This is a genomic window from Micromonospora sp. NBC_01740 (assembly GCF_035920365.1).
Taxonomy (GTDB): Bacteria; Actinomycetota; Actinomycetes; order Mycobacteriales; family Micromonosporaceae; genus Micromonospora; species Micromonospora reichwaldensis.
In genome coordinates this window covers 6,595,944-6,616,030 of the sequence record NZ_CP109150.1, presented here as the reverse complement: position 1 = coordinate 6,616,030, position 20,087 = coordinate 6,595,944, and the positions used below count along the sequence as shown (strand labels likewise).

General features: G+C 73.6%; 23 protein-coding genes. 13 read left to right on the top strand and 10 right to left on the bottom strand.

The window, feature by feature from the left end:
• Window positions 1-50 precede the first annotated feature (50 nt).
• Window positions 51-578, top strand: a complete 528-nt coding sequence (locus tag OG989_RS28695) for a hypothetical protein (protein WP_327029047.1) — start codon at window positions 51-53, stop codon at window positions 576-578.
• Here the strand turns inward: OG989_RS28695 and OG989_RS28690 are convergent.
• Window positions 575-1,129, bottom strand: coding sequence for a nucleotidyltransferase family protein (locus OG989_RS28690; protein ID WP_327029046.1), 555 nt, complete (start codon window positions 1,127-1,129; stop codon window positions 575-577). The genes OG989_RS28695 and OG989_RS28690 overlap by 4 nt on opposite strands.
• Window positions 1,130-1,316: 187 nt before the next feature.
• Between OG989_RS28690 and OG989_RS28685 the strand changes: the two genes are divergently transcribed.
• The 5 genes from OG989_RS28685 to OG989_RS28665 all read left to right on the top strand — a co-directional run bounded on the left by OG989_RS28685 (window position 1,317) and on the right by OG989_RS28665 (window position 5,267).
• Window positions 1,317-1,688, top strand: a complete 372-nt coding sequence (locus OG989_RS28685; RefSeq protein WP_327029045.1) for a VOC family protein — start codon at window positions 1,317-1,319, stop codon at window positions 1,686-1,688.
• Window positions 1,689-2,225: 537 nt separating this feature from the next.
• Window positions 2,226-2,558: a PadR family transcriptional regulator gene (locus OG989_RS28680; RefSeq protein ID WP_327029044.1), complete on the top strand. Its 333-nt coding sequence runs from the start codon at window positions 2,226-2,228 to the stop codon at window positions 2,556-2,558.
• Window positions 2,555-3,613, top strand: a complete 1,059-nt coding sequence (locus OG989_RS28675) for a hypothetical protein (RefSeq protein ID WP_327029043.1) — start codon at window positions 2,555-2,557, stop codon at window positions 3,611-3,613. Before OG989_RS28680 ends, OG989_RS28675 begins: the two co-directional genes overlap by 4 nt.
• Window positions 3,614-3,855: 242 nt before the next feature.
• The gene (locus OG989_RS28670) at window positions 3,856-4,482 is read left to right on the top strand and encodes a LysE family transporter (RefSeq protein WP_327029042.1); all 627 of its coding nucleotides are present in this window, start codon (window positions 3,856-3,858) and stop codon (window positions 4,480-4,482) included.
• Between the two features lie 131 nt (window positions 4,483-4,613).
• Window positions 4,614-5,267: an acVLRF1 family peptidyl-tRNA hydrolase gene (locus OG989_RS28665; protein WP_327029041.1), complete on the top strand. Its 654-nt coding sequence runs from the start codon at window positions 4,614-4,616 to the stop codon at window positions 5,265-5,267.
• 157 nt (window positions 5,268-5,424) lie between these two features.
• Here the strand turns inward: OG989_RS28665 and ypfJ are convergent, their stop codons facing one another.
• Window positions 5,425-6,342 (bottom strand): KPN_02809 family neutral zinc metallopeptidase, encoded by a 918-nt coding sequence (gene ypfJ / locus OG989_RS28660; RefSeq protein ID WP_151453376.1) that lies wholly within the window; start codon window positions 6,340-6,342, stop codon window positions 5,425-5,427.
• A gap of 245 nt (window positions 6,343-6,587) precedes the next feature.
• On the opposite strand from ypfJ, the gene OG989_RS28655 reads away from it, so the two are divergent.
• Window positions 6,588-8,192, top strand: coding sequence for an ABC-F family ATP-binding cassette domain-containing protein (locus OG989_RS28655; RefSeq protein ID WP_151453374.1), 1,605 nt, complete (start codon window positions 6,588-6,590; stop codon window positions 8,190-8,192).
• A gap of 307 nt (window positions 8,193-8,499) precedes the next feature.
• Here the strand turns inward: OG989_RS28655 and OG989_RS28650 are convergent, their stop codons facing one another.
• Window positions 8,500-9,099 carry a cadmium resistance transporter gene (locus tag OG989_RS28650; RefSeq protein ID WP_327029040.1) on the bottom strand — a complete coding sequence of 200 codons (600 nt, stop codon included), beginning with the start codon at window positions 9,097-9,099 and terminating at the stop codon, window positions 8,500-8,502.
• Between the two features lie 210 nt (window positions 9,100-9,309).
• Here OG989_RS28650 and OG989_RS28645 point away from each other — a divergent pair, with 210 nt between their 5' ends.
• The 3 genes from OG989_RS28645 to OG989_RS28635 all read left to right on the top strand — a co-directional run bounded on the left by OG989_RS28645 (window position 9,310) and on the right by OG989_RS28635 (window position 12,447).
• Complete coding sequence (locus tag OG989_RS28645) at window positions 9,310-9,537, top strand: helix-turn-helix domain-containing protein (RefSeq protein ID WP_007462679.1); 228 nt, start codon at window positions 9,310-9,312, stop codon at window positions 9,535-9,537.
• A gap of 46 nt (window positions 9,538-9,583) precedes the next feature.
• Window positions 9,584-10,351 (top strand): enoyl-CoA hydratase/isomerase family protein, encoded by a 768-nt coding sequence (locus tag OG989_RS28640; RefSeq protein WP_151457493.1) that lies wholly within the window; start codon window positions 9,584-9,586, stop codon window positions 10,349-10,351.
• 116 nt (window positions 10,352-10,467) lie between these two features.
• Window positions 10,468-12,447: an ABC transporter ATP-binding protein gene (locus OG989_RS28635; RefSeq protein ID WP_151457497.1), complete on the top strand. Its 1,980-nt coding sequence runs from the start codon at window positions 10,468-10,470 to the stop codon at window positions 12,445-12,447.
• Window positions 12,448-12,520: 73 nt separating this feature from the next.
• On the opposite strand, the gene mug is transcribed toward OG989_RS28635, so the two are convergent.
• The 6 genes from mug to OG989_RS28605 form a co-directional block, all read right to left on the bottom strand.
• A complete protein-coding gene (gene mug / locus OG989_RS28630) occupies window positions 12,521-13,201 on the bottom strand; it encodes a G/U mismatch-specific DNA glycosylase (protein WP_425855952.1) in 681 nt (226 codons plus the stop codon).
• Window positions 13,201-13,968 carry an SDR family oxidoreductase gene (locus tag OG989_RS28625; protein WP_327029038.1) on the bottom strand — a complete coding sequence of 256 codons (768 nt, stop codon included), beginning with the start codon at window positions 13,966-13,968 and terminating at the stop codon, window positions 13,201-13,203. The genes mug and OG989_RS28625 overlap by 1 nt, the downstream gene beginning before the upstream one ends.
• Before the next feature lie 97 nt (window positions 13,969-14,065).
• Window positions 14,066-14,512, bottom strand: a complete 447-nt coding sequence (locus tag OG989_RS28620) for a hypothetical protein (RefSeq protein ID WP_151457342.1) — start codon at window positions 14,510-14,512, stop codon at window positions 14,066-14,068.
• The gene (locus tag OG989_RS28615) at window positions 14,509-15,327 is read right to left on the bottom strand and encodes a DUF692 domain-containing protein (protein ID WP_151457343.1); all 819 of its coding nucleotides are present in this window, start codon (window positions 15,325-15,327) and stop codon (window positions 14,509-14,511) included. The genes OG989_RS28620 and OG989_RS28615 overlap by 4 nt, the downstream gene beginning before the upstream one ends.
• Entirely contained in the window at window positions 15,324-16,235 is a 912-nt protein-coding gene (locus OG989_RS28610) for a TIGR04222 domain-containing membrane protein (RefSeq protein WP_151457344.1), read from the bottom strand. The genes OG989_RS28615 and OG989_RS28610 overlap by 4 nt, the downstream gene beginning before the upstream one ends.
• A gap of 118 nt (window positions 16,236-16,353) precedes the next feature.
• The gene (locus tag OG989_RS28605; RefSeq protein ID WP_151457345.1) at window positions 16,354-16,926 is read right to left on the bottom strand and encodes a TetR/AcrR family transcriptional regulator; all 573 of its coding nucleotides are present in this window, start codon (window positions 16,924-16,926) and stop codon (window positions 16,354-16,356) included.
• 109 nt (window positions 16,927-17,035) lie between these two features.
• Between OG989_RS28605 and OG989_RS28600 the strand changes: the two genes are divergently transcribed.
• The 3 genes from OG989_RS28600 (at window position 17,036) to OG989_RS28590 (ending at window position 19,793) form a co-directional block, all read left to right on the top strand.
• Window positions 17,036-17,902 (top strand): carbon-nitrogen hydrolase family protein, encoded by an 867-nt coding sequence (locus OG989_RS28600; RefSeq protein WP_327031253.1) that lies wholly within the window; start codon window positions 17,036-17,038, stop codon window positions 17,900-17,902.
• Window positions 17,903-17,961: 59 nt separating this feature from the next.
• Window positions 17,962-18,606 (top strand): HAD family hydrolase, encoded by a 645-nt coding sequence (locus tag OG989_RS28595; protein WP_151457346.1) that lies wholly within the window; start codon window positions 17,962-17,964, stop codon window positions 18,604-18,606.
• 251 nt (window positions 18,607-18,857) lie between these two features.
• Complete coding sequence (locus OG989_RS28590; RefSeq protein WP_327029037.1) at window positions 18,858-19,793, top strand: RIO1 family regulatory kinase/ATPase domain-containing protein; 936 nt, start codon at window positions 18,858-18,860, stop codon at window positions 19,791-19,793.
• A 45-nt stretch (window positions 19,794-19,838) separates the two neighbouring features.
• Here OG989_RS28590 and OG989_RS28585 read toward each other — a convergent pair whose 3' ends face one another.
• Window positions 19,839-20,087 (bottom strand): DUF2630 family protein, encoded by a 249-nt coding sequence (locus tag OG989_RS28585; RefSeq protein ID WP_132240301.1) that lies wholly within the window; start codon window positions 20,085-20,087, stop codon window positions 19,839-19,841.

Sequence of the window (20,087 nt, the reverse complement as noted above, 5' to 3'; positions counted from 1 at the left end):
GCTGGTCGACGCCGAGCTGACGGCCCGCGCCGCCCGGCTCGTCGGCCCGGATGCTGCTGCCGATGGTCGTGGATGTGCACGCCCGGTGCCTGCTGGACGACCTGACACTGGCCGGGCGCGGCTACGGCCACAGCGTCGGCCGGCACGGCGACCAACTCGCCCGAGCTGCCGCCGACCAGTGGGAGCTCCGCATCCCCCGTACTGCGCTCGACGCCTTCGTCGCCGAGGCAAAGTTCACGGCGGCTCCCGCACCGGGAGTTCGGGCAGTCGACACGAAACACAACGTCGGCGGCGGCAACCTGTGGGACCCCGAAACCGCCAAGACCGTCTCCGGAATCGTCGAGGAACAACCCATCGCCGACGGCACGCGCCGATCGGTCCTGCTCAACCCTCGACGCACCCGACGTGGTCACCGTGTACCTGTACGCCAGCCGCGGCTGAATCTCGCGGACGTCCTCTTCTGCCGCGAAGCGCCCGTCACGCAAGGTAACCAGGTCGCGGGGTGCATGCATCCGGACGTGCCGAGAGGAGGACGTCCTGTCGGGGCTGCCCTTCCCTGCGCCCGGCGTGAGCGCTAGATCTCCAGCCGCAGTCCGGCCCATCGGTCGAGCCATCCCTTGACCTGCACGCGGCGCTGTACCTTCGCGCGGCCCGCCGCATTGTTGAAGGCTGGAGAGGGGCGGACAACCATTCCTACAAGGTCAGCCAACCCGTGGCAGGACACCAGGCGAACAGAGTCACCCCGCAGGGTAACCGCGACGCACGTTGCCGTTTCGGGCCAGCGCGATATCGCGTCCATGGCGGACGTGTAGGGCTCATCGCCATTGCGCAGATGCATCCGTGCTTGATTACGAATTTCCCACGGCACCCCAGGCAGGGTCACCATGGCCTGGGCTTCGGCGCGTGCGTCCTCGCGTGGGTCCAGCTTTTCCGGGTCGAAGTAGGCGACATCCACGTCGCGCTCCGGCGAGGCCGCGATGTTGCTGATCGCGTCCCAGACGCGGTTGCGTACGAAGCCGGCACCGATCCACCAGTCCGACAATCCAAGGTCGGCCGTAACTCGAAGGACTTCCATCGCTCCCGGGTCTGACTCGATTACGCCCACAACGTCCTGCGCGTTCCTGACCACCCCAGGGACCCTAGACCAGCGGACGTACGCGGAATGCCTTCCACGCCGCCTCGACGTTGTCCACCCGGTCCGGAGCCAGGCCCCGTCGGCGTGGCAGTCCGGCCAGTTCTTCCGGCGAGTCACGCCACGCGATACCCACGCTTCAACCTCCCCGCTCGGAACCGCAACCATGTCCTACGGTGGGTCCATGGACTGGAAGATCGAACTCATCCCCGTTCCGGTGACCGATGTCGACCGGGCCAAGGCGTTCTACCAGAAGGTGGGCTTCAACGCCGACCACGATCACAGGGTGCACGAGGGCCTGCGGTTCGTCCAGCTCACACCACCCGGCTCGGCCTGCTCCATCGTGATCGGCGAGGGCATCACCGACAAGACTCCCGGCACCCAGGAAATCCAGGTTGTGGTCGCCGACGCCGAGGCGGCGCGCCGGCAACTGCTCGACGCCGGCGTCGATGCCAGCGAGGTCGAGGTGCAGCCATGGGGCAGCTTCGTCTACTTCGGCGATCCTGACGGCAACAGGTGGTCGCTGCAGGCGATCGAATCACGCCCCAACGGCTGATCGATGGCCCACGACAGCCCCGGCAATGCCTGACATACTGCTGAGTGTGCGCCGATCTGCCAAGATCAGCGCACGTTCGTCCGCCCATCGCTCGTCATGCAAGGCGACGCGCGGTCTTGCCGACGTGCGGGCGTTTGCCAGCTTCCAACCCCGTTACGGATGATCGTCGGCCGCTGCCCGTGAATCCTCTCCAACGCCGCCGCCAAGGTCACCGCTCGCGACTGGGGGTAGTGGCCGAACCCGTTGCGGAGCCCGGGGCAGCAGGACCTGACCGCTGTATCCGGGGCCCAGGACGATGGCCGCCCCGTTGGGGGGCGGGGCGCCGACGACGCTGCTCTCCGCCGCCGGTATCGCCGGAGCGAAGTCCGGCCCGCCCAGGTCGCCGGCGTCCGCCGCGTCACCGTCGCCCATGGTCACTCCTTCTTGGCGTGGGCTCCGCGCATGCCGGGGCCCGGTGAAACCCGCTGGCGCCAGCCTGGCTCCTGACGGGAAGGATATCTTGTCCTCCACTATATTAGGTGGATGAGTTCTCGGGCCATGACAGAGCCAGCCTTCTTCGTCCTCACCGCGCTGATCGACGCTCCGCGGCACGGCTACGGGATCGTCGCGGACGTGGCGGAACTCTCGCGGGGCCGCGTGCAGCTGAAGATCGGCTCCTTGTACGGGGTCCTGGACCGACTCGTCGGTGACGGCCTGGTCGAACTGGACCGCGAGGAGGCATGGCAAGGACGGTTACGCCGGTACTACCGGGTGACCGAGCGGGGCCGCCAGGCCCTCGAAGCGGAGGCGCAACGGCTGGCCGCCAACGCGCGCCTCGCCTCCACCCGGTTGCGCGACCGGCGGAACCCGATCACGGGGACGCCGTCGTGAGCCGGCTGGAGGAGCGCTACCGGTTCGTCCTCCGGCTGCTGCCCGCCGCCTACCGGCAGGAATGGGAAGACGACATGGTCGCCGCCTTTCTGGACAGCATGGACACCGGCGACTCCGAGACCACCGCGTATGTCACGGACTACGGCCGGCCGAGCCTGTCCGAGGTCGCCAGCATCGTGTCCCTCGCCGTTCGATTGCGTCTCGGCGGGACTGACGCGCCACCCCGCTCGTTCGCCTGGGGACAAGCCGTACGCCTGGCGACCCTGATGGCGATGCTGGCCAACGCCGTCATGGTCACCGCCGGCATCGCCGTCACACTGTGGCTCTCCCGGAAGATCGCCTGGTTGCCGGCTCCTGAACTGGAATGGCCACTCAGCCCGTCGTCGAACATCTGGCACACCGCGTGGAATCTCGCCGACTACGCGTGGTTGCCGGCCTACGTCGCGCTCGTCCTCGGACACCGGCGGGTGGCCCAAGCGGTCGCCCTGCTCGCCATCGTGCCTCCGGCCATCACCACCGCCGTGGAACAAGCCGTCGGTGACGTACCGCTGTCCGTGACGCCCTGGGCGATGCGATTCGTCGAGGTGCTCCTGCTACTCGCAATGGCGGCTTTTCACCACGGCGCCCCACCGGTGCCGCGCCGCCCCTGGCTCCTCGCGCTGCCGATCGGCATCTTCCTCGTCCCTGTGCCGCTGTTCACCATCCAGGCGGCGAGACCGGCGCTGAGGCTGCTGGACTGGCCGGGCCTGTCCTGCGCGGTGGTCACTGTCGCCATGGTGGTCCACCTGGCCGGTCGGGTGTCCAGCCGCCAATCTCGGAGGCTGCCATGGTCACTGGCGCTCACCCTGCTCGCCGTGACCGCGCTCGCCCTGCGAACCGCAACCCTGCCCGACTACAGCAACCAGGCGCAGCGGACGACACTCGCCACGATCGCCTCCGTAGAGGCTGCCGCCGTGCTGGCGGTAGGCGTACCGCTCGCCGTACTGGCCATCCGGGCACTGCGCCGACTTCCACCGATCCCCACCGTCGCCCCAAGACCCACCACACCGACGTAGGAACTCGTCCGTCGGGGCAACTGTGACCCTCGGTAACGCCGCCCCAGCCGAGCCCTGCGGTCGCGTCCACCTGCGGATGAACGGCGTCGGTGGGGAATTCGGTGGCAGGGCCGCGGTGGCGGGGCCGAGGATGAGCGGGTGATCGAGACGTACCCGACGAAGACCGTCCCCGTCGCCGCGGCCGCCGCCGTACGGCGACAGCGGACCGCGTCCGGTCGCGTCCCGACCCGCCGCCGACCGTCGTGACCGGCGCGTTCCTGGCCGGTCTGCTCGCCGGCTACGGCGTCGCCATCCCGGTCGGTGCGATCGCGGTCCTCATCCTCGGGCTCAGCGCCCGCACGTCGTTCCGGGTCGGCGCCTCCGCCGCGTTCGGGGTGGCCACCGCTGACGGGCTCTACGCCGCCGTGGCGGCCCTCGGCGGGGCTGCCGTCGCCGGGCTGATCGCCCCGGTCGCCGGGCCGCTGCGGCTGGCCGCCGCACTGGTGCTGCTCATCCTCGCCGGCCACGGCGCCTGGCGCGCGCTGCGCCCCCGCGCCACGACCGGTGCCGCCGGCGTCCGCCGGGGCCTGGACACCCCGGTCCGCGCCTTCACCGGCGTGCTCGCGCTGACCCTGCTGAACCCCGCGACCGTGGTCTACTTCGCCGCGCTCGTGCTGGGCCGTACGGACCATGCCGAGCCGGATCCGCTCGCCGCCGGCCTCTTCGTGCTCGGCGCGTTCGTCGCCTCGGCGAGCTGGCAGCTGTTGATCGCCGGCGGAGGCACCCTGGTCGGCCGGGTGCTGACCGGACCGCGCGGTCGGCTCGTGACCGCGCTGCTCTCCAGCGCCATCATCGCCGCCCTGGCCGTGGCGATGCTGCTGCCCGGCTAGCCGAGCCGGTCGTCCGCTGCCCGGCTGGGTCCGGGTCGGTGGCCTGCCGCCCGGCGGGGGCGGCGGCCCGCCGCGGGCGTCCACCCACCCACGGCGGTCAGTTGGCGTCGCCGTGCCGTAGGTTCGGGCGTATGAGCAGCCGACCGGCCGCCGGAGGCGGCCGCTGGGTCGAGGTGGACCCCGCCCGGGCCGCCCGGTGGGTCGAGGGCTTCGCCGACCGGCACGGCCCGCCCACCACCACCGTCGAGGCGTACGGGCTGCTGCTCGCCGCCCCGGACGGCGCGACCGCCGAGCTGCACACCCCGCCCGGCGCGCCGGCCACCCCGGATGTGCCCGGCTTCGTGGCCGCCGCGACCGCGCCGCGCCGGATCGGGCTGCTGCTCGCCCGCAAGGGCGCGGTGGCGGTCGGCGTCGCGGCGGGGGAGGAGCTGGTGGTCTCCAAGGTGGACACCCGCTACGTGCAGGGGCGCACCGCCGCCGGGGGCTGGTCGCAGCAGCGCTTCGCCCGGCGGCGCGACAACCAGGCGAAGGCGGCGCTGGGCGACGCGGCCGACCTGGCCGTACGGCTGCTGCTGCCGGAGGCGTCGTCGTTGGGCGCGCTGGTCTGCGGCGGCGACCGGCGGGCGGTGGACACCGTGCTCGCCGACCGGCGGCTCGCCCCGCTGGCGGCGCTGCGTGCCGACCGTCTGCTGGACGTGCCCGAGCCCCGGCACGCCGTGCTGGTCGGCGCGATCGCGGCGGCCCGGGCGGTCCGGATCCTGGTGCGCGATCCCGCCCCGTCCTGAGCGGCGACCGCGTCGGGAGCGACGCTGGCTGCACTGCGGACACCCGCCCCTTCCCACGCTGGGACGGACCGCCAACGACCGGCCGGTCGACCCCACGCACGACGGCGGCCGGCGGGCGAGGCCCGCCGGCCGCCGAGGGCGGTCTCCGGTCCGGTGCTCAGAGGCTGCCGCGGAAGGTGTCGCAGGACTTCGGGTCGCCGGTGTCGTAGCCCCGGGTGAACCACTCCTTGCGCTGGGCGGAGGAACCGTGGGTGAACTCGTCCGGGTTCACCGGCCGGTTGGCCCGCTTGGAGATGGCGTCGTCGCCGATCTTCTCGGCGGCGTCGACGGCCTGCTGAATGTCCTGCTCGCTGATGCTGGTGAAGATCTTCTGGCCGCTCGCGTCGGCGGTGCCGGTGGCGTTCTTCGCCCACGCGCCGGCGTAGCAGTCGGCCTGCAACTCCAGCTTCACCGAGAGCGCGTTCGCGCTGTCCGGGTCGCGCTGCTGCTGGCGGCGCATCTGCGCCTCGGTGCCGAGCAGGTCCTGCACGTGGTGGCCGTACTCGTGGGCGAGCACGTACGGCTGGGCGAACTCGCCGGAGGCGCCGAGCTGCTGGGCGAGCACCTGGTAGAAGGTGAGGTCGATGTAGACCTGGTCGTCGGCGGGGCAGTAGAACGGGCCGACGCCGGAGTCGGCCTGCCCACAGGCGGTGTTGACGCCCTGGCTGAAGAACACCGTCTTCGACGGGCGGTACTGCTCGCCGAACGCCTCGGGCAGGGCCTTCTGCCAGTACGCCTGGATGGAGTTGACGTAGAGCGCGTTGCGGCAGTCGAGCTGCTGGAGCGCGTCCTCGGCCGAGCACTTCTGCTCCAGTGACGAGTTGTCGCCCTGCGGCTCGTCGCCGCCGTTGGTGGCCGCGTTCAGGCCGAAGCCGCCGCCGACGAGCGCGACGAGCACGGCGATGACGATGCCGACGATGCCGCCCCGACCGCCGCCGATCGGGATGGGTATGCCGCCCAGCCCGCCGCCCCCGCCGGATCCTCGCCGATCGTCCACCTGGCTGGTGTCGACCCGCGCGTTCTCGTTCAGCTCCATGTCTACCCCGATCACCGATTTGATCCGTTTTGGTGGTTGCGGTACCGGACCGGGTCCGGACGGCGATTCGGTACCCGATGATCTTGATCGGTAATCCGGCGGGGCGATCCGGCGGGGCCCGGTACACTTGGGCCCGTGCTGCTCTGCGAAGGCTGAACCGCCCCGCGCCGACGGGCCTCGTGCTCGCCGGCGCTTTCGCGTGCCCTGAGTCAGCCCTTCCAGACCCCGAGAGCGAGTCCTCCGACATGATCACTGCCACCGGCCTGGAGTTGCGCGCCGGCGCCCGGATCCTGCTGTCCGACACCACGCTGCGGGTGCAGCCGGGTGACCGGATCGGCCTGGTCGGCCGCAACGGCGCCGGCAAGACCACCACGCTGAAGGTGCTCGCCGGCGAGGGCCAGCCGTACGCCGGTCAGCTCGATCGCCGCAGCGCCATCGGCTACCTCCCGCAGGACCCCCGCACCGGCGACCTGGAGGTCACCGGCCGCGACCGGGTGCTCTCCGCCCGGGGCCTGGACGTGCTGATGGCCCAGATGAAGGAGATCGAGGCCAAGCTCGCCGACGACGCCGACGACCGGCTGGTCCGTCGCTACGGCGCGCTGGAGGACCAGTTCGCCTCCCTCGGCGGGTACGCGGCCGAGGCCGAGGCCGCCCGGATCTGCGCCAACCTCGGCCTGCCGGACCGGGCGCTCGCCCAGACCATCGGCACGCTCTCCGGCGGTCAGCGCCGCCGCATCGAGCTGGCCCGGATCCTGTTCCGCGACGCGGGTGAGAACGGCGGCGGCATCCTGCTGCTCGACGAGCCGACCAACCACCTCGACGCCGACTCGATCACCTGGCTGCGCAGCTTCCTCGCCAACCACAAGGGCGGCCTGATCGTGATCTCCCACGACGGCTCGCTGCTGGAGTCGGTGGTCAACAAGGTGTGGTTCCTCGACGCCACCCGCTCCGTGGTCGACGTCTACAACCTGGGCTGGAAGGCGTACCTGGAGGCCCGCGAGACCGACGAGCGGCGCCGCCGCCGGGAGCGGGCCAACGCCGAGAAGAAGGCCGGCGCGCTGATGGCGCAGGCCGACAAGATGCGGGCCAAGGCCACCAAGACCGTCGCCGCGCAGAACATGGCCCGCCGGGCCGAGAAGCTCATCTCAGGCCTGGAGGAGGTACGCGTCTCCGACCGGGTGGCGAAGGTGCGCTTCCCGAACCCGGCCCCCTGCGGCAAGACCCCGCTCACCGCGACAGGCCTGTCCAAGTCGTACGGCTCGCTGGAGATCTTCACCGACGTGAACGTGGCGGTCGACCGGGGCTCCCGGGTGGCCATCCTGGGGCTCAACGGCGCCGGCAAGACCACCCTGCTGCGGATGCTCGGCGGCCTGCTGGAGCCGGACACCGGCGAGGTGCACGCCGGTCACGGCCTGCGGCTCGGCTACTACGCGCAGGAGCACGAGACGCTCGACGTGGACCGTACGGTGCTGGAGCACATGCGCAGCGCGGCCATCGAGCAGACCGACACCGACCTGCGCAAGATCCTCGGGGCGTTCCTGTTCTCCGGCGACGACGTGGACAAGCCGGCCGGGGTGCTCTCCGGCGGCGAGAAGACCCGGCTCGCGCTGGCCACCCTGGTCTGCTCCGGGGCGAACGTGCTGCTGCTCGACGAGCCGACGAACAACCTCGACCCGGTCAGCCGGGAGCAGGTGCTCGACGCCATCGCCCGCTACCCGGGGGCGATCGTGCTGGTCACCCACGACCCCGGCGCGGTCATGGCGCTGAAGCCCGACCGCGCCATCCTGCTCCCCGACGGCGACGAGGACGCCTGGAGCGACGACCTCCTCGAACTGGTCGAACTGGCCTGACCGCCCTGCCCTGCCCTGCCCTGCCCTGCCCCGGTCCCGCCCTGCCCCGCCCTGCCCCGGTCCCTCCCGCCCCCGGTCCCGTCCCGCCCCCGGTCCGCTCCGCTCCCGTCCCGCCCCAGTCCGTTGATCATGAGGTTGTTGCCCTCCGCCCCGGCGTGTCGTGACAACAACTTCATGATCGACCAAGCGGGGCGGCCAGGCGGACGACCAGGTGGGGCGGCCAGGCGGGTGGCCAGGCGGGGCGACCTGCGTGGGTGGCACGGTGGGGTGGGTGCGCGGGTTGCGGTGGTGCGGGTGGGGCGTGCGGTCAGTGCAGGAGGCCGAGGAGGTGGGGCAGGACGCCCGAGGTGGCCAGGATGACCACGCCGATGGCGATGAAGACCGCCGGGACGAGCCAGTGGCCGACGCGTCCGACGAGCCGTGTCACCCGGGGGTGCCCGCCCAGCCACGCCCCGGCGGCGCACCACAGCGCGATGAGTACCACGAAGACCAGCAGGAAGACCGCGCCGTCGGCCGGGCCGAGCGCCCGGAACACCGGCACGTAGACGGCGATGTTGTCGGCGCCGTTGGCGATCGTCACCCCGGCCACGCCGAGCGTCGAGCCGACCACCGCAGGGGCGTCGTCGGCGTCGTCACGCAGCAGCGCGCGGACGCCGAGGGCGACCGGCAGCAGGCCGAGCAGCCCGGTCCACGGCTCGGGCACCACCAGCAGCCCGGCCGCGACCACCGTGCTGGCCAGCGCGAGCGCGCCGATGCCCAGGTACTGCCCGGCGACGATCTGCCAGGTGCGGGGCCGACCGGTGGTGCGGGCGGCGACGAAGAACAGGGTCAGGACGATGATGTCGTCGATGTTGGTGGCGGCGAACACCACGGCGGCGCCGGCCGCGGCGCCCAACAGGTCGATCACGCCAGCAGGGTACGGCGCGATGACCCATCACGCCCGGCGCCGGGGGGCGGGCGGGCCCCGGGCCGCGTCGGGAGCATCACGCTATCGGGAAGCTGACATTGCATAGCGTGTCGGTTGGCGAAGAGTTGATATCTGGCGCATGATCGTTCGAGGCGGTCTAATAGGTGGGACCGTATCCGAACCGCACAGTCTGGGACGTGAGGACACAGCATGGCAGCCACTGGCACAGCCACCAGCACTGAGAAGGGTCGCCGGATCGTCGGAGCCGAGCGTCAGACGCTCGCCAAGGACCTGGTAAAGCGGTACACCTCGGGTGAGAGCATCCGCGCGCTCGCGGCCTCGACCGGCCGTTCCTACGGGTTCATCCACCGGGTGCTCACCGAGTCCGGGGTCCAGCTGCGGCAGCGTGGCGGCGCCCGACGCCGCAAGAAGGCGTGACCCGCCCACCAGCGTCGTCCATCAGCGCCGCTCCCCGGATCGCTCGGTGACCGCCGAGACGACCGGGGTCCGGCTGGAATGCGACGGGCCGGTCGCGACGGTCACGTTGTGCCGGCCCGACGTGCTCAACGCGCAGACCCCGGCGATGTGGCGCGCGATGAGCGACTTCTCGCGGGACCTCCCCGGCGACGTCCGCGTCGTGGTCGTACGCGGCGAGGGGCGGGCGTTCTCCGCCGGCCTCGACCTGTCGGTGGCCGGTGCCTCCGGTCCGGGGTCGTTCGCCGAGCTGGCCACCCTGCCCGAGCAGGAGTGCGCCGACCGGATCGCGGAATACCAGGGCGGCTTCACCTGGCTGCACCGTCCCGACGTCGTCTCCGTCGCCGCCGTGCAGGGGCACGCGATCGGCGCCGGCTTCCAGTTGGCGCTCGCCTGCGACCTGCGCGTGCTCGCCGAGGACGCGAAGCTCTCCATGGCCGAGGTGACGCTCGGCCTGGTCCCCGATCTCGCCGGCACCGGCCGCCTGGTCGACCTGGTCGGCTACAGCCGTGCCCTGGAGATCTGCGCGACCGGCCGGCGGATGGACGCCGCCGAGGCGGACCGGATCGGCCTGGCCACCCTGGTGGTGCCGAACGCCGAGCTGGACGCCGCGGTGCGTGACCTGACCGCCGGGCTGCTGGCCAACGACCGCAACGCGGTGGTGGAGATCAAGGCTCTGCTGGCCGGCGCGACCGGTCGGTCCGCCGCCGACCAGCAGCGGGCCGAGCGGGAGGCGCAGACCCGCCGGCTGCGTGATCTCGCCGGGCGCGGAGAGTAAGTCGTAAGGACCGTTCGGGAAGATCAGGGTTACGGCCGAGGTTGTCAGAGTCGTCGGGAGAATTGACCTGACGGTGCGGTCAGCCCGACGACCCGGAGGTGAACGTGTCCCACTCGATGTCGGGCGGCGGCATGACCGGTTGGAGCATGCTCCGGTCGATGCGCAACCGCGACGAGATCTCCACCCACCGACTCAAGCGCGGGGTGGCCCGCAGGATCGTGGCCTTCGCCGGGCCCTACCGCCGCGACATCGTCGTCTTCCTGGTCACGGTGGTGCTGGCCGCCGTCATCGGTGTCGCCACCCCGGTGCTCGCCGGCGACGTCATCGACACGATCACCCGGGGCGGCGCCGACGCCGGCAACGCGGTGGTCCGGCTGGCCCTCGTCATCGCCGGGCTCGCGGTGTTCGACGCGCTGCTCTCCCTCGCCCAGCGGTGGTACTCGGCCCGCATCGGCGAGGGCATCATCCTCGACCTGCGCACCCGGGTCTACGACCACGTCCAGCGGATGCCGCTGCAGTTCTTCACCCGCACCCAGACCGGTGCGCTGGTCAGCCGGCTCAACAACGACGTGCTCGGCGCGCAGCGGGCGTTCACCTCGACGCTGTCCGGCGTGGTCAGCAACGTCATCCAGCTCGTGCTCACCGCCGCGGTGATGTTCACCCTCTCCTGGCAGATCACCGCGCTCTCCCTGGTGCTGCTGCCGGTCTTCATCATCCCGGCCCGCCGGGTCGGCAAGCGGCTCGCCGAGATCACCCGCGAGTCCTACAACCTCGACGCGAAGATGAACGCGACGATGACCGAGCGGTTCGGCGTCTCGGGCGCGTTGCTCGTCAAGCTCTTCGGCCAGCCCGAGGAGGAGGCGCGACGGTTCGCCGGGCGGGCCGAGCGGGTCCGCGACATCGGCATCCAGTCCGCGATGTACTCGCGGACCTTCTTCGTGGCGATGCTGCTGGTCGCCTCGCTGGCCCAGGCGCTCACCTACGGGCTCGGCGGCTGGCTGGCGGTCACCGGCAACGTCAGCGCCGGCACCGTGGTGACCCTCGCCCTGCTGCTCACCCGCCTCTACGGCCCGCTGACCGCGCTGTCCAACGTCCGGGTCGACGTGATGAGCGCGCTGGTCTCCTTCGACCGGGTCTTCGAGGTGCTCGACCTGAAGCCGACGATCGAGGAGCGGCCCGACGCGGGGCCGGTGCCCCGGGCCAGCGGCCGGGTCGAGTTCCGCGACGTCCGGTTCCGCTATCCCAGCGCCGCCGAGATCTCGCTCGCCAGCCTGGAGGAGGTCGCCGCCCTCGACCGTACGATCAACGAGCCCGTGCTCAAGGGCGTCTCGTTCGCGGTCGAGCCGGGGCAGATGGTGGCGCTGGTCGGCCCCTCCGGCGCCGGCAAGTCGACGCTGTCCATGCTGATCTCCCGCATCTACGACGTCACCGACGGGCAGGTGCTGGTCGGCGGGGTCGACGTCCGCGACGCCACCCTCGCCTCGCTGCGCGACGAGATCGGCGTGGTCACCCAGGATTCGCACCTGTTCCACGAGACCATCGCCGAGAACCTGCGCTACGCCAAGCCGGACGCCACCGACGACGAGATCTGGGCGGCCCTGGCCGGGGCGCAGGTCGCCGACCTGGTCCGGTCGCTGCCGGAAGGGCTGGAGACCCTCGTCGGCGAGCGCGGCTACCGCTTCTCCGGCGGCGAGAAGCAGCGCATCGCCATCGCCCGGCTGCTGCTCAAGGCCCCGTCGATCGTGATCCTCGACGAGGCCACGGCGCACCTCGACTCGGAGAGCGAGGCCGCCGTGCAGCGGGCGCTGTCGGTGGCGCTGACCGGGCGTACCGCGCTGGTGATCGCGCACCGGCTCTCGACCGTCCGCGACGCCGACCAGATCCTGGTGCTGGACGACGGGCGGATCGTCGAGCGGGGGCGGCACGAGGAGCTGGTGGCCGTGGGCGGGCTCTACGCCGAGCTCTACCGCACCCAGTTCGCGGTCGCCGACTCGCCCACCCCGTACGTCGACGCGACCGGGCCCGAGCCGGTGGCCGTGCCGCCGCTGCGGCCCTACCTCGCCGACGAGGCGCTGCCGCCGGCGGCGGCCAACTGACGCTGCCGCCGGCCGCAGCCAACTGACGCTGCCGCCGGCTGCGCCAACTTGCCGGCTGCGGCCAGCTGCCGTCTCAGCCGGTCGCGACTGCCGCCCGCAACTCCCCGAACGCGGCGCCGAGCGTTTCGGGGGTGAAGTGCGCGTTCAGGCCGCTGGGGTTGGGCAGCACCCAGAGGCGGGCGCCGGCCAGCCGCTGCGGCTGCGGCCCGAAGGCGGCCTTCGGCCGGGCGAATCCGATCCGGTACGCGGTCACCCCGACCACGGCCACCCACCGGGGGCGGTGCCGCTCGACCTTGCCGGTGAGGATCTCCGCGCCCTCGACCAGCTCGGCCGGGGTCAGCTCGTCGGCCCGGGCGCTGGCCCGGGCGACCATGTTGCTGATGCCCAGCCCGTACCCCGGCAGCTCGTCCTGCTCGCTGGGATGCAGCAGCCGGGGCGTGAACCCGCCCCGGTGCAGCGCGGGCCAGAACCGGTTGCCCGGCCGGGCGAAGTGCCACCCGGTCGCGGCCGACCACAGGCCCGGATTGATGCCCACGAAGAGCACGTCCAAGCCGGGGGCGATGACATCGGGGATGGTGCGCTCCGCCGCCGCGGCGAGTTCCTCCCGCGTCGGCCGCGGATACCGCCCGGCCTCCCGCGCCACCCGCGTCCGTCGCCGGAGCGGCGATCCGGCGGGCGATCCGTCGGCGGGGGGACCGGCGGGCGATCCGTCGGCGGGCGGACCGGCGGACGATCCGTCGGCGGGCGCGGCCATCACAGGCTCCGCAGCACGCCGCCGTCGACCGGCACGGTGACCCCGGTCAGGTAGCTCGCGGCGGGGGAGAGCACGAACGCGGCCACCCGGCCGAACTCGTCCGGCGCGCCGATGCGGCGCAGCGGAATGGCGGCCTCGGCCTCCGCGCGGGCCCGGTCGGGGTCGCCGGTGGCGGCGAAGAGTTCCACGTTGCGGTCGGTCATGATCCGCCCGGGCAGCAGGCCGACCACCCGCACGCCCCGGGGCCCGTACTCGTCGGCGACGTCCTTGGCCATGCCCACCAGGCCGGGCCGCAGGCCGTTGGAGATGCCCAGGCCGGGCACCGGCCCGCGCGCCGAGGTCGACAGGACCAGCCCGACCGCCCCGCCCCCGCCCCCGGCCAGGTGCTCGGCGACGGTGCGAACCATCCGGACGGTGCCGAGGAAGACCGTCTCGAAGGAGCGGCGCCACTGCTCGTCGGTGACCGAGGCGGCGCTGCCCGGCGGCGGCCCGCCGACCGAGACCAGTGCCCCGTCGAGCCGTCCGAAGTGCTCCCGGGCCACCGCCACGAGGCGCTCCGGCGTCTGCGCGTCGGCCAGGTCGGCGGTCAGCCCGACCGCCCGCTCCGGCCCGCCGAGGCGCTGCGCGGCGGCGGCCACCGCGTCGGCGTCGCGGGCGGAGAGCACCACCCGGGCGCCGTCGGCGACGAGACACTGCGCGGTGGCGAAGCCCAGCCCTCGGGAGGCGCCGGTGAGTACGTACACCCGATCGGTCAGTCCGAGATCCATGCCGTCGATCCTGCCGCACCCGGCCGGATCCGCCAGCGGGGCCCTCGGGCCGGTGCGCGATGGGCGCTCAGCGGCGGGCGGTCCGGTGGCGGGCGGTTCAGCTGCGGGCGGGACGCAGCAGGCGTACCCGACCGGCGAGCTGGACCGCGACGGCCCCGCCGGCGCGCCCCCACGCCGGCAGCCGACGCGGGCGCGGCGGGGTGTGCCCGTCGTAGCGGTGGGCGGCCTCGCGCGCGGCCAACTCCTCCGCGCCGAGCGGCGGCAGCGCGCCCCGGTCGCGCAGGTCGCGGGCCAGGTCCCAGCCGTCGCGCAGCGAGCCTCCGGTCGGCCGCCCGGCCGCCCAGCGGGCGAAGGTCTCCGGCCACCGGGGACCGAGACCGGCGGCGAGCAGCGGCCAGTGCCGGGCCACCTCCCCGGCGCGCTTGCGGAGCAGCGCGGTCCCGGCGGCGGCGAGCGCCGCCGGGTCGAAGCCCGCCGGCACCGGGCCGCCGGCGACCAGCGCCGCCACCAGCGCCGCCTGCCGCTCGGCCAGGTCGCCGCTCACGTCACCACCGGGAAGCCGGACACGGCGGCGAGGGCGTCCAACTCGGCGCGGAGCACCGGGGCGGGCGGGTAGTGCCCGTCGCGTTCCAGCAGGAACGCCGGCGGCCGGCGGCGGGCGCACAGCTCGCGGATCAGGTCGAGCACCGCCGGGGGCACCGGATCGGTGTGCGTGTCGTGGTAGTAGCCGCCGTGCTCGGCGCCGCCCGCCACGTGCACGTAGGAGACCCGCTCCAGCGGCAGCCGGTCGAGCAGCGCCAGCGGGTCGGTGCCCCGGTTGCGGGCGTTGGCGTACACGTTGGCGACGTCCAGCAGCAGGAACGCGCCGGTGCGGTCCAGGATCTCGGTGAGGAAGTCGGCCTCGTCCAGCTCGTCGTCGGGCCAGTCGAACAGGGCCGCGATCGGTTCCAGCGCGAGCGGCACCGGCAGCGCGGCCTGCGCGCGGGCGACGTTGGCGCAGACCGCGTCGACCGCCTCCCGGCTGCGGGGCAGCGGCAGCAGGTGACCGGCCTCGACGCCGCCGGCCCGGACGAAGGCGATGTGCTCGCTGACCAGCGGCGCCCCGACCAGCTCCGCCACCGCGCCCAGGTGGGCGACGCGCGCCGGGTCGACCGGTTCCGCGCCGCCGAGGGAGAGGCGCACGCCGTGCGGTACGACCGTCACGCCGCGCTCGCGCAGCGCGGCCAGCCCGGCGGGCGGTGGCCCGGTCGCGGCGACGCTCTCCGCGACCACCTCCACGAAGCGCAGCCCGGGCAGGTCGGCGACGAACCCGGCGATCTCCGGCCGCCAGCCGATGCCGACGCCGGCGGGGCCGGTCATCCGCCGCACCCGCCTCCGCCGCAACCCCCGCCGCCGCCGCACGAGCTGCCCCCGCTGCACGAGCTGCCGCCGCCGCATCCGCCGCCGGTCGAGGAGGCGCCGGAGCCGCTGATCGCCTGGCGCTGGATCTCGGCCTGGCTGGCGAAGCCGGGGTCCATGGCGTAGAGCGACGCGGTGCCGAACAGCGCGACCCCCATCGCGGCGCCCGCCGCGCCGTAGGTGGCGTAGGCGGGGGCCGAGGCGGGCGCGAGGTAGGTGTGCTGACGCCGCAGGCCGCGCAGGGCCTGGGTGGCGGCGCGGGTGCGCCACGGCACCCGGTACAGGAGGACGGCCACGACGATCAGCGGGAGCTGGCTCAGCACGAGCCAGCCCACGGGACGGTCGTTGCCCAGGCCGGCGAAGATGCGCAACACGCCGACCAGCAGCAGGGCGGTGAGCAGGAACGCGCCCCGGCGCAGCGCGGCCCGGCGGGCCGGCGGGAGCGCGAGTCCGCGCTGCTCCAGACTCGTCCGGAGCTGGTCGAGCGCCCGGACCACCCACTCGTCGCGGGCCAGTTCCCGGGTGGTGGCGTTCCGGCCGGCCGCGAAGTGGATGGCCTGGTCCAGTGGCGTGATCCCGGCCGGCAGCGCACCGCCGGTGGTGAGCCGCCGGTCCGGGCGTACGCCGATGGCCCCGCTGCTGCGCAGCCCGCCGAGCGAGGCCCAGATCGCCAGTTGCTGCCCGCCGTTGAGGTAGGCGACCTGCTGCGGGCCGAGCTGACCCACGTCGCCCACCTGCGGCCCGGCGAGGACCGAGAGCCGGTGGACGACCGTGCCGACGATGATTACGACGGCTGCGAGGAGATAGACCCCGAGGAAGGCGGGACCGGAGATGCCCCAGGTGTCACCAGGTGCGGCGAGGACGGTCATGTGCTGCTCCTGTCGGGCGAGGGGGATCGCGACCCAATTGTGGAGCAGGCCCGCCAGGGTGGACCCACCGCGTGGACCGAGTTACCGGACCGATACTCAGTGGCGCGAGGGCGGCCGGTCAGCGGCGGCGGACGGCCTCCTCGACCAGGTCGAGCACCGGGCCGAGGTCGCCGGCGGGACGGCCCATCGCCAGGTGCAGCACCAGGCCGTCGTAGGCGAGTTCGAGGAACTGGGCCAGCACGTCGATCGGCATGTCCTCGCGGAGCACGCCCGCCTCCCGCTGCCGGGCGAGCCGGTCGCGGGTCGCCTCGGCGATCGCCGCCGACCGTTCCGCCCACCGCCTGGCGAACGCCGGGTCGGTCCGGAGCCGCCGGGACACCTCCAGTTGGCTGCCCAGCCAGCCGGTGGTGTCGGGGGAGACCGCGCCGGCCAGGAGGTCCCGCATGACCTGGACCAGGCCGTTGCGGGCCACCGTCTCCACCATGGCCGCGGCGTCGTCCTCGGCCACCGCCAGGAAGAGCGAGTCCTTGTCGCGGAAGTGGTGGAAGATCGCGCCCCGGGACAGCCGGGTGGCCTCCTCGAGCCGGCGGACGGTGGCGCCCTCGTAGCCGTGCCGGGCGAAACAGGCCCGCGCGGCGGCGAGAATCTCCTGCCGGCGCGCGTCGAGCTGGTCCTGACTTACTCTGGGCACGGGTCGATCGTGACAGCTCGCCCCCCGCCATGCAAACCGTACGTACGGCTTGGTTTGGCCGCGCGCATGATCATCCAAGGTCGGCGCGTCGGATTAGGATCGGCCCGTGATGCCACTTCCCACCGCCGTCGCGGTCCCCGCCGCACCGCTGATCGTCGCGGCCGTGCAGGCCGAGCCCGTCCCCGGCGACGTGGCCGGCAACGCGGCGAGCGCCGCCCGGCTGGTCCGCCAGGCCACGGAGCGGGGCGCCCGGGTGACGGTGCTGCCCGAGCTCTTCCTGCCCGCGTACCACCTGCCGACGCTCGCGGCCGATCCGGCCGGCACCGATGTCGCGGCCGACCCGGCGGCCCGGGTGGACGACCCGCGGCTGGACCCGCTGCGCGAGGCGGCCCGCGACGGTGGCGCCGCCGTGGTGGTCGGCGCCGCCGTCCGGCACCCGGACGGCCGGCGGACGATCTCCGCCCTGCTGGTCGACCGCTCCGGCGAGGTCCGCGTCGGCTACGACAAGCAGCAGCTGTGGAGCGGCGAGCGGGAGCTGTTCGTCGCCGGTGACCGGGGTACCACCCTGCTCGTCGACGACTGGCGGCTCGGGCTCGGCATCTGCTACGACGGCTGCTTCCCCGAGCACGGCCGGGCAGCGGCGGCCGACGGGGCGCACGGCTACCTCTGCCCGAGCGGCTACCTGGCCGGCTCCGAGCACCGCCGCGACCTCTACTACGCCGCCCGTGCGCTGGACAACACGATGTACGTGGTGTTCGCCAACCTCGTCGGCGGCGCCGACCCGTGGCGGTTCAACGGCGGCGCGGCGGTCTACGACCCGGAGGGCCGGCCGCTGGCCCGGGGCGCGGACACCGGCGAGGCCGTACTGGTCGTCGCGCTCGCCCCGGAGGCCCTCGCGGCGACCCGGGCGGCCCACTGCATGCTGCTCGACCGTCTGCCCCACCAGGGCGGCGCCCGCTCCGCGCTGCCGGCCTGACGGGCGCGGGGAGGAGTCGGCACTGTCGCCGGGCGGTCGCGCTCCCGTAAGGTGCCCGAGTGCCGCTGCTCCTGCTGGACCTGGACAACACGCTGCTCGACCGGGCCGGTCCGTTCCGCGCCTGGGGGGAGCGTTTCCTGGCCGGTGTCGGCGCGCCGCCGGCCGACATCGACTGGCTGCTGTCCATCGACGCCGACGGGCTGACCGACCGGTGGGACGTGGCCGACGCCGTGCGTGACCGGTACGGGCTGCGGATCCCGTCCATCGACCTGGTCGAGGAGCTGCACGACGGCGTGGTGGCCAACATCCGGCTCGACCCGCTGGTCGCCTGCGCGCTGCGGATCGCCGACGGGGCCGGCTGGACGCCCGTGGTGGTCAGCAACGGCGGGGTACGCCAGCAGGAGGCCATGATCCGGCGTACCGGGCTGGACCGCTTCGTCGCCGACTGGGTCATCTCCGAGGAGGTCGGCGTCAGCAAGCCCAACCCGAGGATCTTCGCGCTGGCCGCCCGGCGGGTACGGCTGCCCCTGCGCGGCGCCTGGGTGGTCGGTGACGGCCCGGAGGCGGACATCGGGGGCGCCGCCGCCGTGGGCCTGCCCAGCGTCTGGCTGCACCGGGGGCGGAGCTGGGTCGACGACCGGTTCGCCCCCACCCGCACGGCGGACGGCGTGATCGCCGCCGTCGCGACGGTGCTCGCCGCCTGACGGGGGAGCGCCACCAGCCGCCCGGTGAGCCGGCGCGGCGGCTGGCCAAGGGGTTTCCGCCCAGCCCCGGCGGGGCGCCGGACCTGGGCTGGCGTAATTCGGTTGACCGGGGCGGCGTCGGACCGCGAGCATGGTCGGCGCATCGTGCAACCGGGTCCGCGCCCGGTCGAGGAGAGGGGGTCGGTCATGGCCGTCTTCGCAGGTCACTACCACCTGCCCCCATCAGCCTCGAGCAAGGGATCACCACCGCAGTGCGCGATCACGACCTTCCGGCGCGCGAGCGCCGTACCCGCGGCAAGCGCCGCTTCGACGACGACGAACAGCTCTTCCTGAAGCGTGGCCGGGCCGCCGAGCCCGCCCTCGCCGACCCCGACGCCGAGCCCGACCCCGACACGGGGGAGCGCTGGTCGTCCTGGGACGACGCCGTGCACGGCCCGCAGCCCCACCCCGAGTGGCTGGTCACCGAACTGGCCGCCAAGGACACCGAACTCGGGATGCTCAAGACCGGCAAGGAGGCGGACGTCCACCTCGTCCGCCGGGCGGTGCCCGGCACCGACCGGTCCTGCCTGCTGGCGGCCAAGCGGTACCGGGACCCCCAGCACCGCCTCTTCCACCGCGACGCCGGTTACCTGGAGGGCCGCCGGGTCCGCCGGTCCAGGGAGAACCGGGCGATGGCCGGTCGCACCGCCTTCGGCCGGCAGATGATCGCCGGGCAGTGGGCGGCGGCCGAGTTCGCCGCGCTGGCCCGGCTCTGGGAGGTCGGCGCCCGCCACGGCACGATCACCGTCCCCTACCCGGTGCAGCTGCGCGGCACGGAGCTGATGCTGGAGTTCCTCGGCGACCAGGAGGAGGGGCTGGCCGCGCCCCGGCTGGCCCAGCTGCGGCCGGAGGCGGGGGAGCTGCGCGAGCTGTGGGGGCAGCTCGTCGACGCCCTCGTGGTGCTCGCCCGCGCCGGCCTCGCACACGGCGACCTGTCGCCGTACAACCTGCTGGTGCACGCGGGGCGGCTGGTGCTCATCGACCTGCCGCAGGTGGTCGACGTGGTGGCCAACCCGCAGGGGCCGGAGTTCCTGGCCCGCGACGTGCGGGTGGTCGCCACCTGGTTCGCGGCCCGGGGCCTGCCCGCGGCGGACGCCGACCCGGCCGCGCTGAGCGCGCTGCTGCTGCGGGAGGCGGGGATCCGCTGACCGCGACGTCCCGGGTGGCCAGGCACCGGCCACCCGGGACCCGGGTCACTGGAGGTAGCGCTCGACCGCCGGCTTGGGGCGCGTCCCCTGGGCGTCCGGGTCGCCGTGGGTCTCCCGGGCGGCGCGTCGCCGACGCAGCAGGTCCCAGCACTGGTCGAGGGACTCCTCCAACTCGCGCAGCCGGGTGCGGGCGTCGTCGTCCGTGCCCGACTCGCCGGCCTGCGCGTCGGCGCGCAACCGGTGCTCCTCGTCGACCAGTTCCGAGATCCGGTTGAGGATCGTCTTGTCGTCCAT

Bases quoted from the DNA above. Each gene is read 5' to 3' on its own strand.
- OG989_RS28695 (WP_327029047.1), top strand. From the start codon at position 51: ATGCTGCTGCCGATGGTCGTGGATGTGCACGCCCGGTGCCTGCTGGAC.
- OG989_RS28685 (WP_327029045.1), top strand. From the start codon at position 1,317: ATGGACTGGAAGATCGAACTCATCCCCGTTCCGGTGACCGATGTCGAC.
- OG989_RS28680 (WP_327029044.1), top strand. From the start codon at position 2,226: ATGACAGAGCCAGCCTTCTTCGTCCTCACCGCGCTGATCGACGCTCCG.
- OG989_RS28665 (WP_327029041.1), top strand. From the start codon at position 4,614: ATGAGCAGCCGACCGGCCGCCGGAGGCGGCCGCTGGGTCGAGGTGGAC.
- ypfJ (WP_151453376.1), bottom strand. From the start codon at position 6,342: ATGGAGCTGAACGAGAACGCGCGGGTCGACACCAGCCAGGTGGACGAT.
- OG989_RS28655 (WP_151453374.1), top strand. From the start codon at position 6,588: ATGATCACTGCCACCGGCCTGGAGTTGCGCGCCGGCGCCCGGATCCTG.
- OG989_RS28645 (WP_007462679.1), top strand. From the start codon at position 9,310: ATGGCAGCCACTGGCACAGCCACCAGCACTGAGAAGGGTCGCCGGATC.
- OG989_RS28635 (WP_151457497.1), top strand. From the start codon at position 10,468: ATGTCGGGCGGCGGCATGACCGGTTGGAGCATGCTCCGGTCGATGCGC.
- mug (WP_425855952.1), bottom strand. From the start codon at position 13,201: ATGGCCGCGCCCGCCGACGGATCGTCCGCCGGTCCGCCCGCCGACGGA.
- OG989_RS28625 (WP_327029038.1), bottom strand. From the start codon at position 13,968: ATGGATCTCGGACTGACCGATCGGGTGTACGTACTCACCGGCGCCTCC.
- OG989_RS28615 (WP_151457343.1), bottom strand. From the start codon at position 15,327: ATGACCGGCCCCGCCGGCGTCGGCATCGGCTGGCGGCCGGAGATCGCC.
- OG989_RS28610 (WP_151457344.1), bottom strand. From the start codon at position 16,235: ATGACCGTCCTCGCCGCACCTGGTGACACCTGGGGCATCTCCGGTCCC.
- OG989_RS28600 (WP_327031253.1), top strand. From the start codon at position 17,036: ATGCCACTTCCCACCGCCGTCGCGGTCCCCGCCGCACCGCTGATCGTC.
- OG989_RS28585 (WP_132240301.1), bottom strand. From the start codon at position 20,087: ATGGACGACAAGACGATCCTCAACCGGATCTCGGAACTGGTCGACGAG.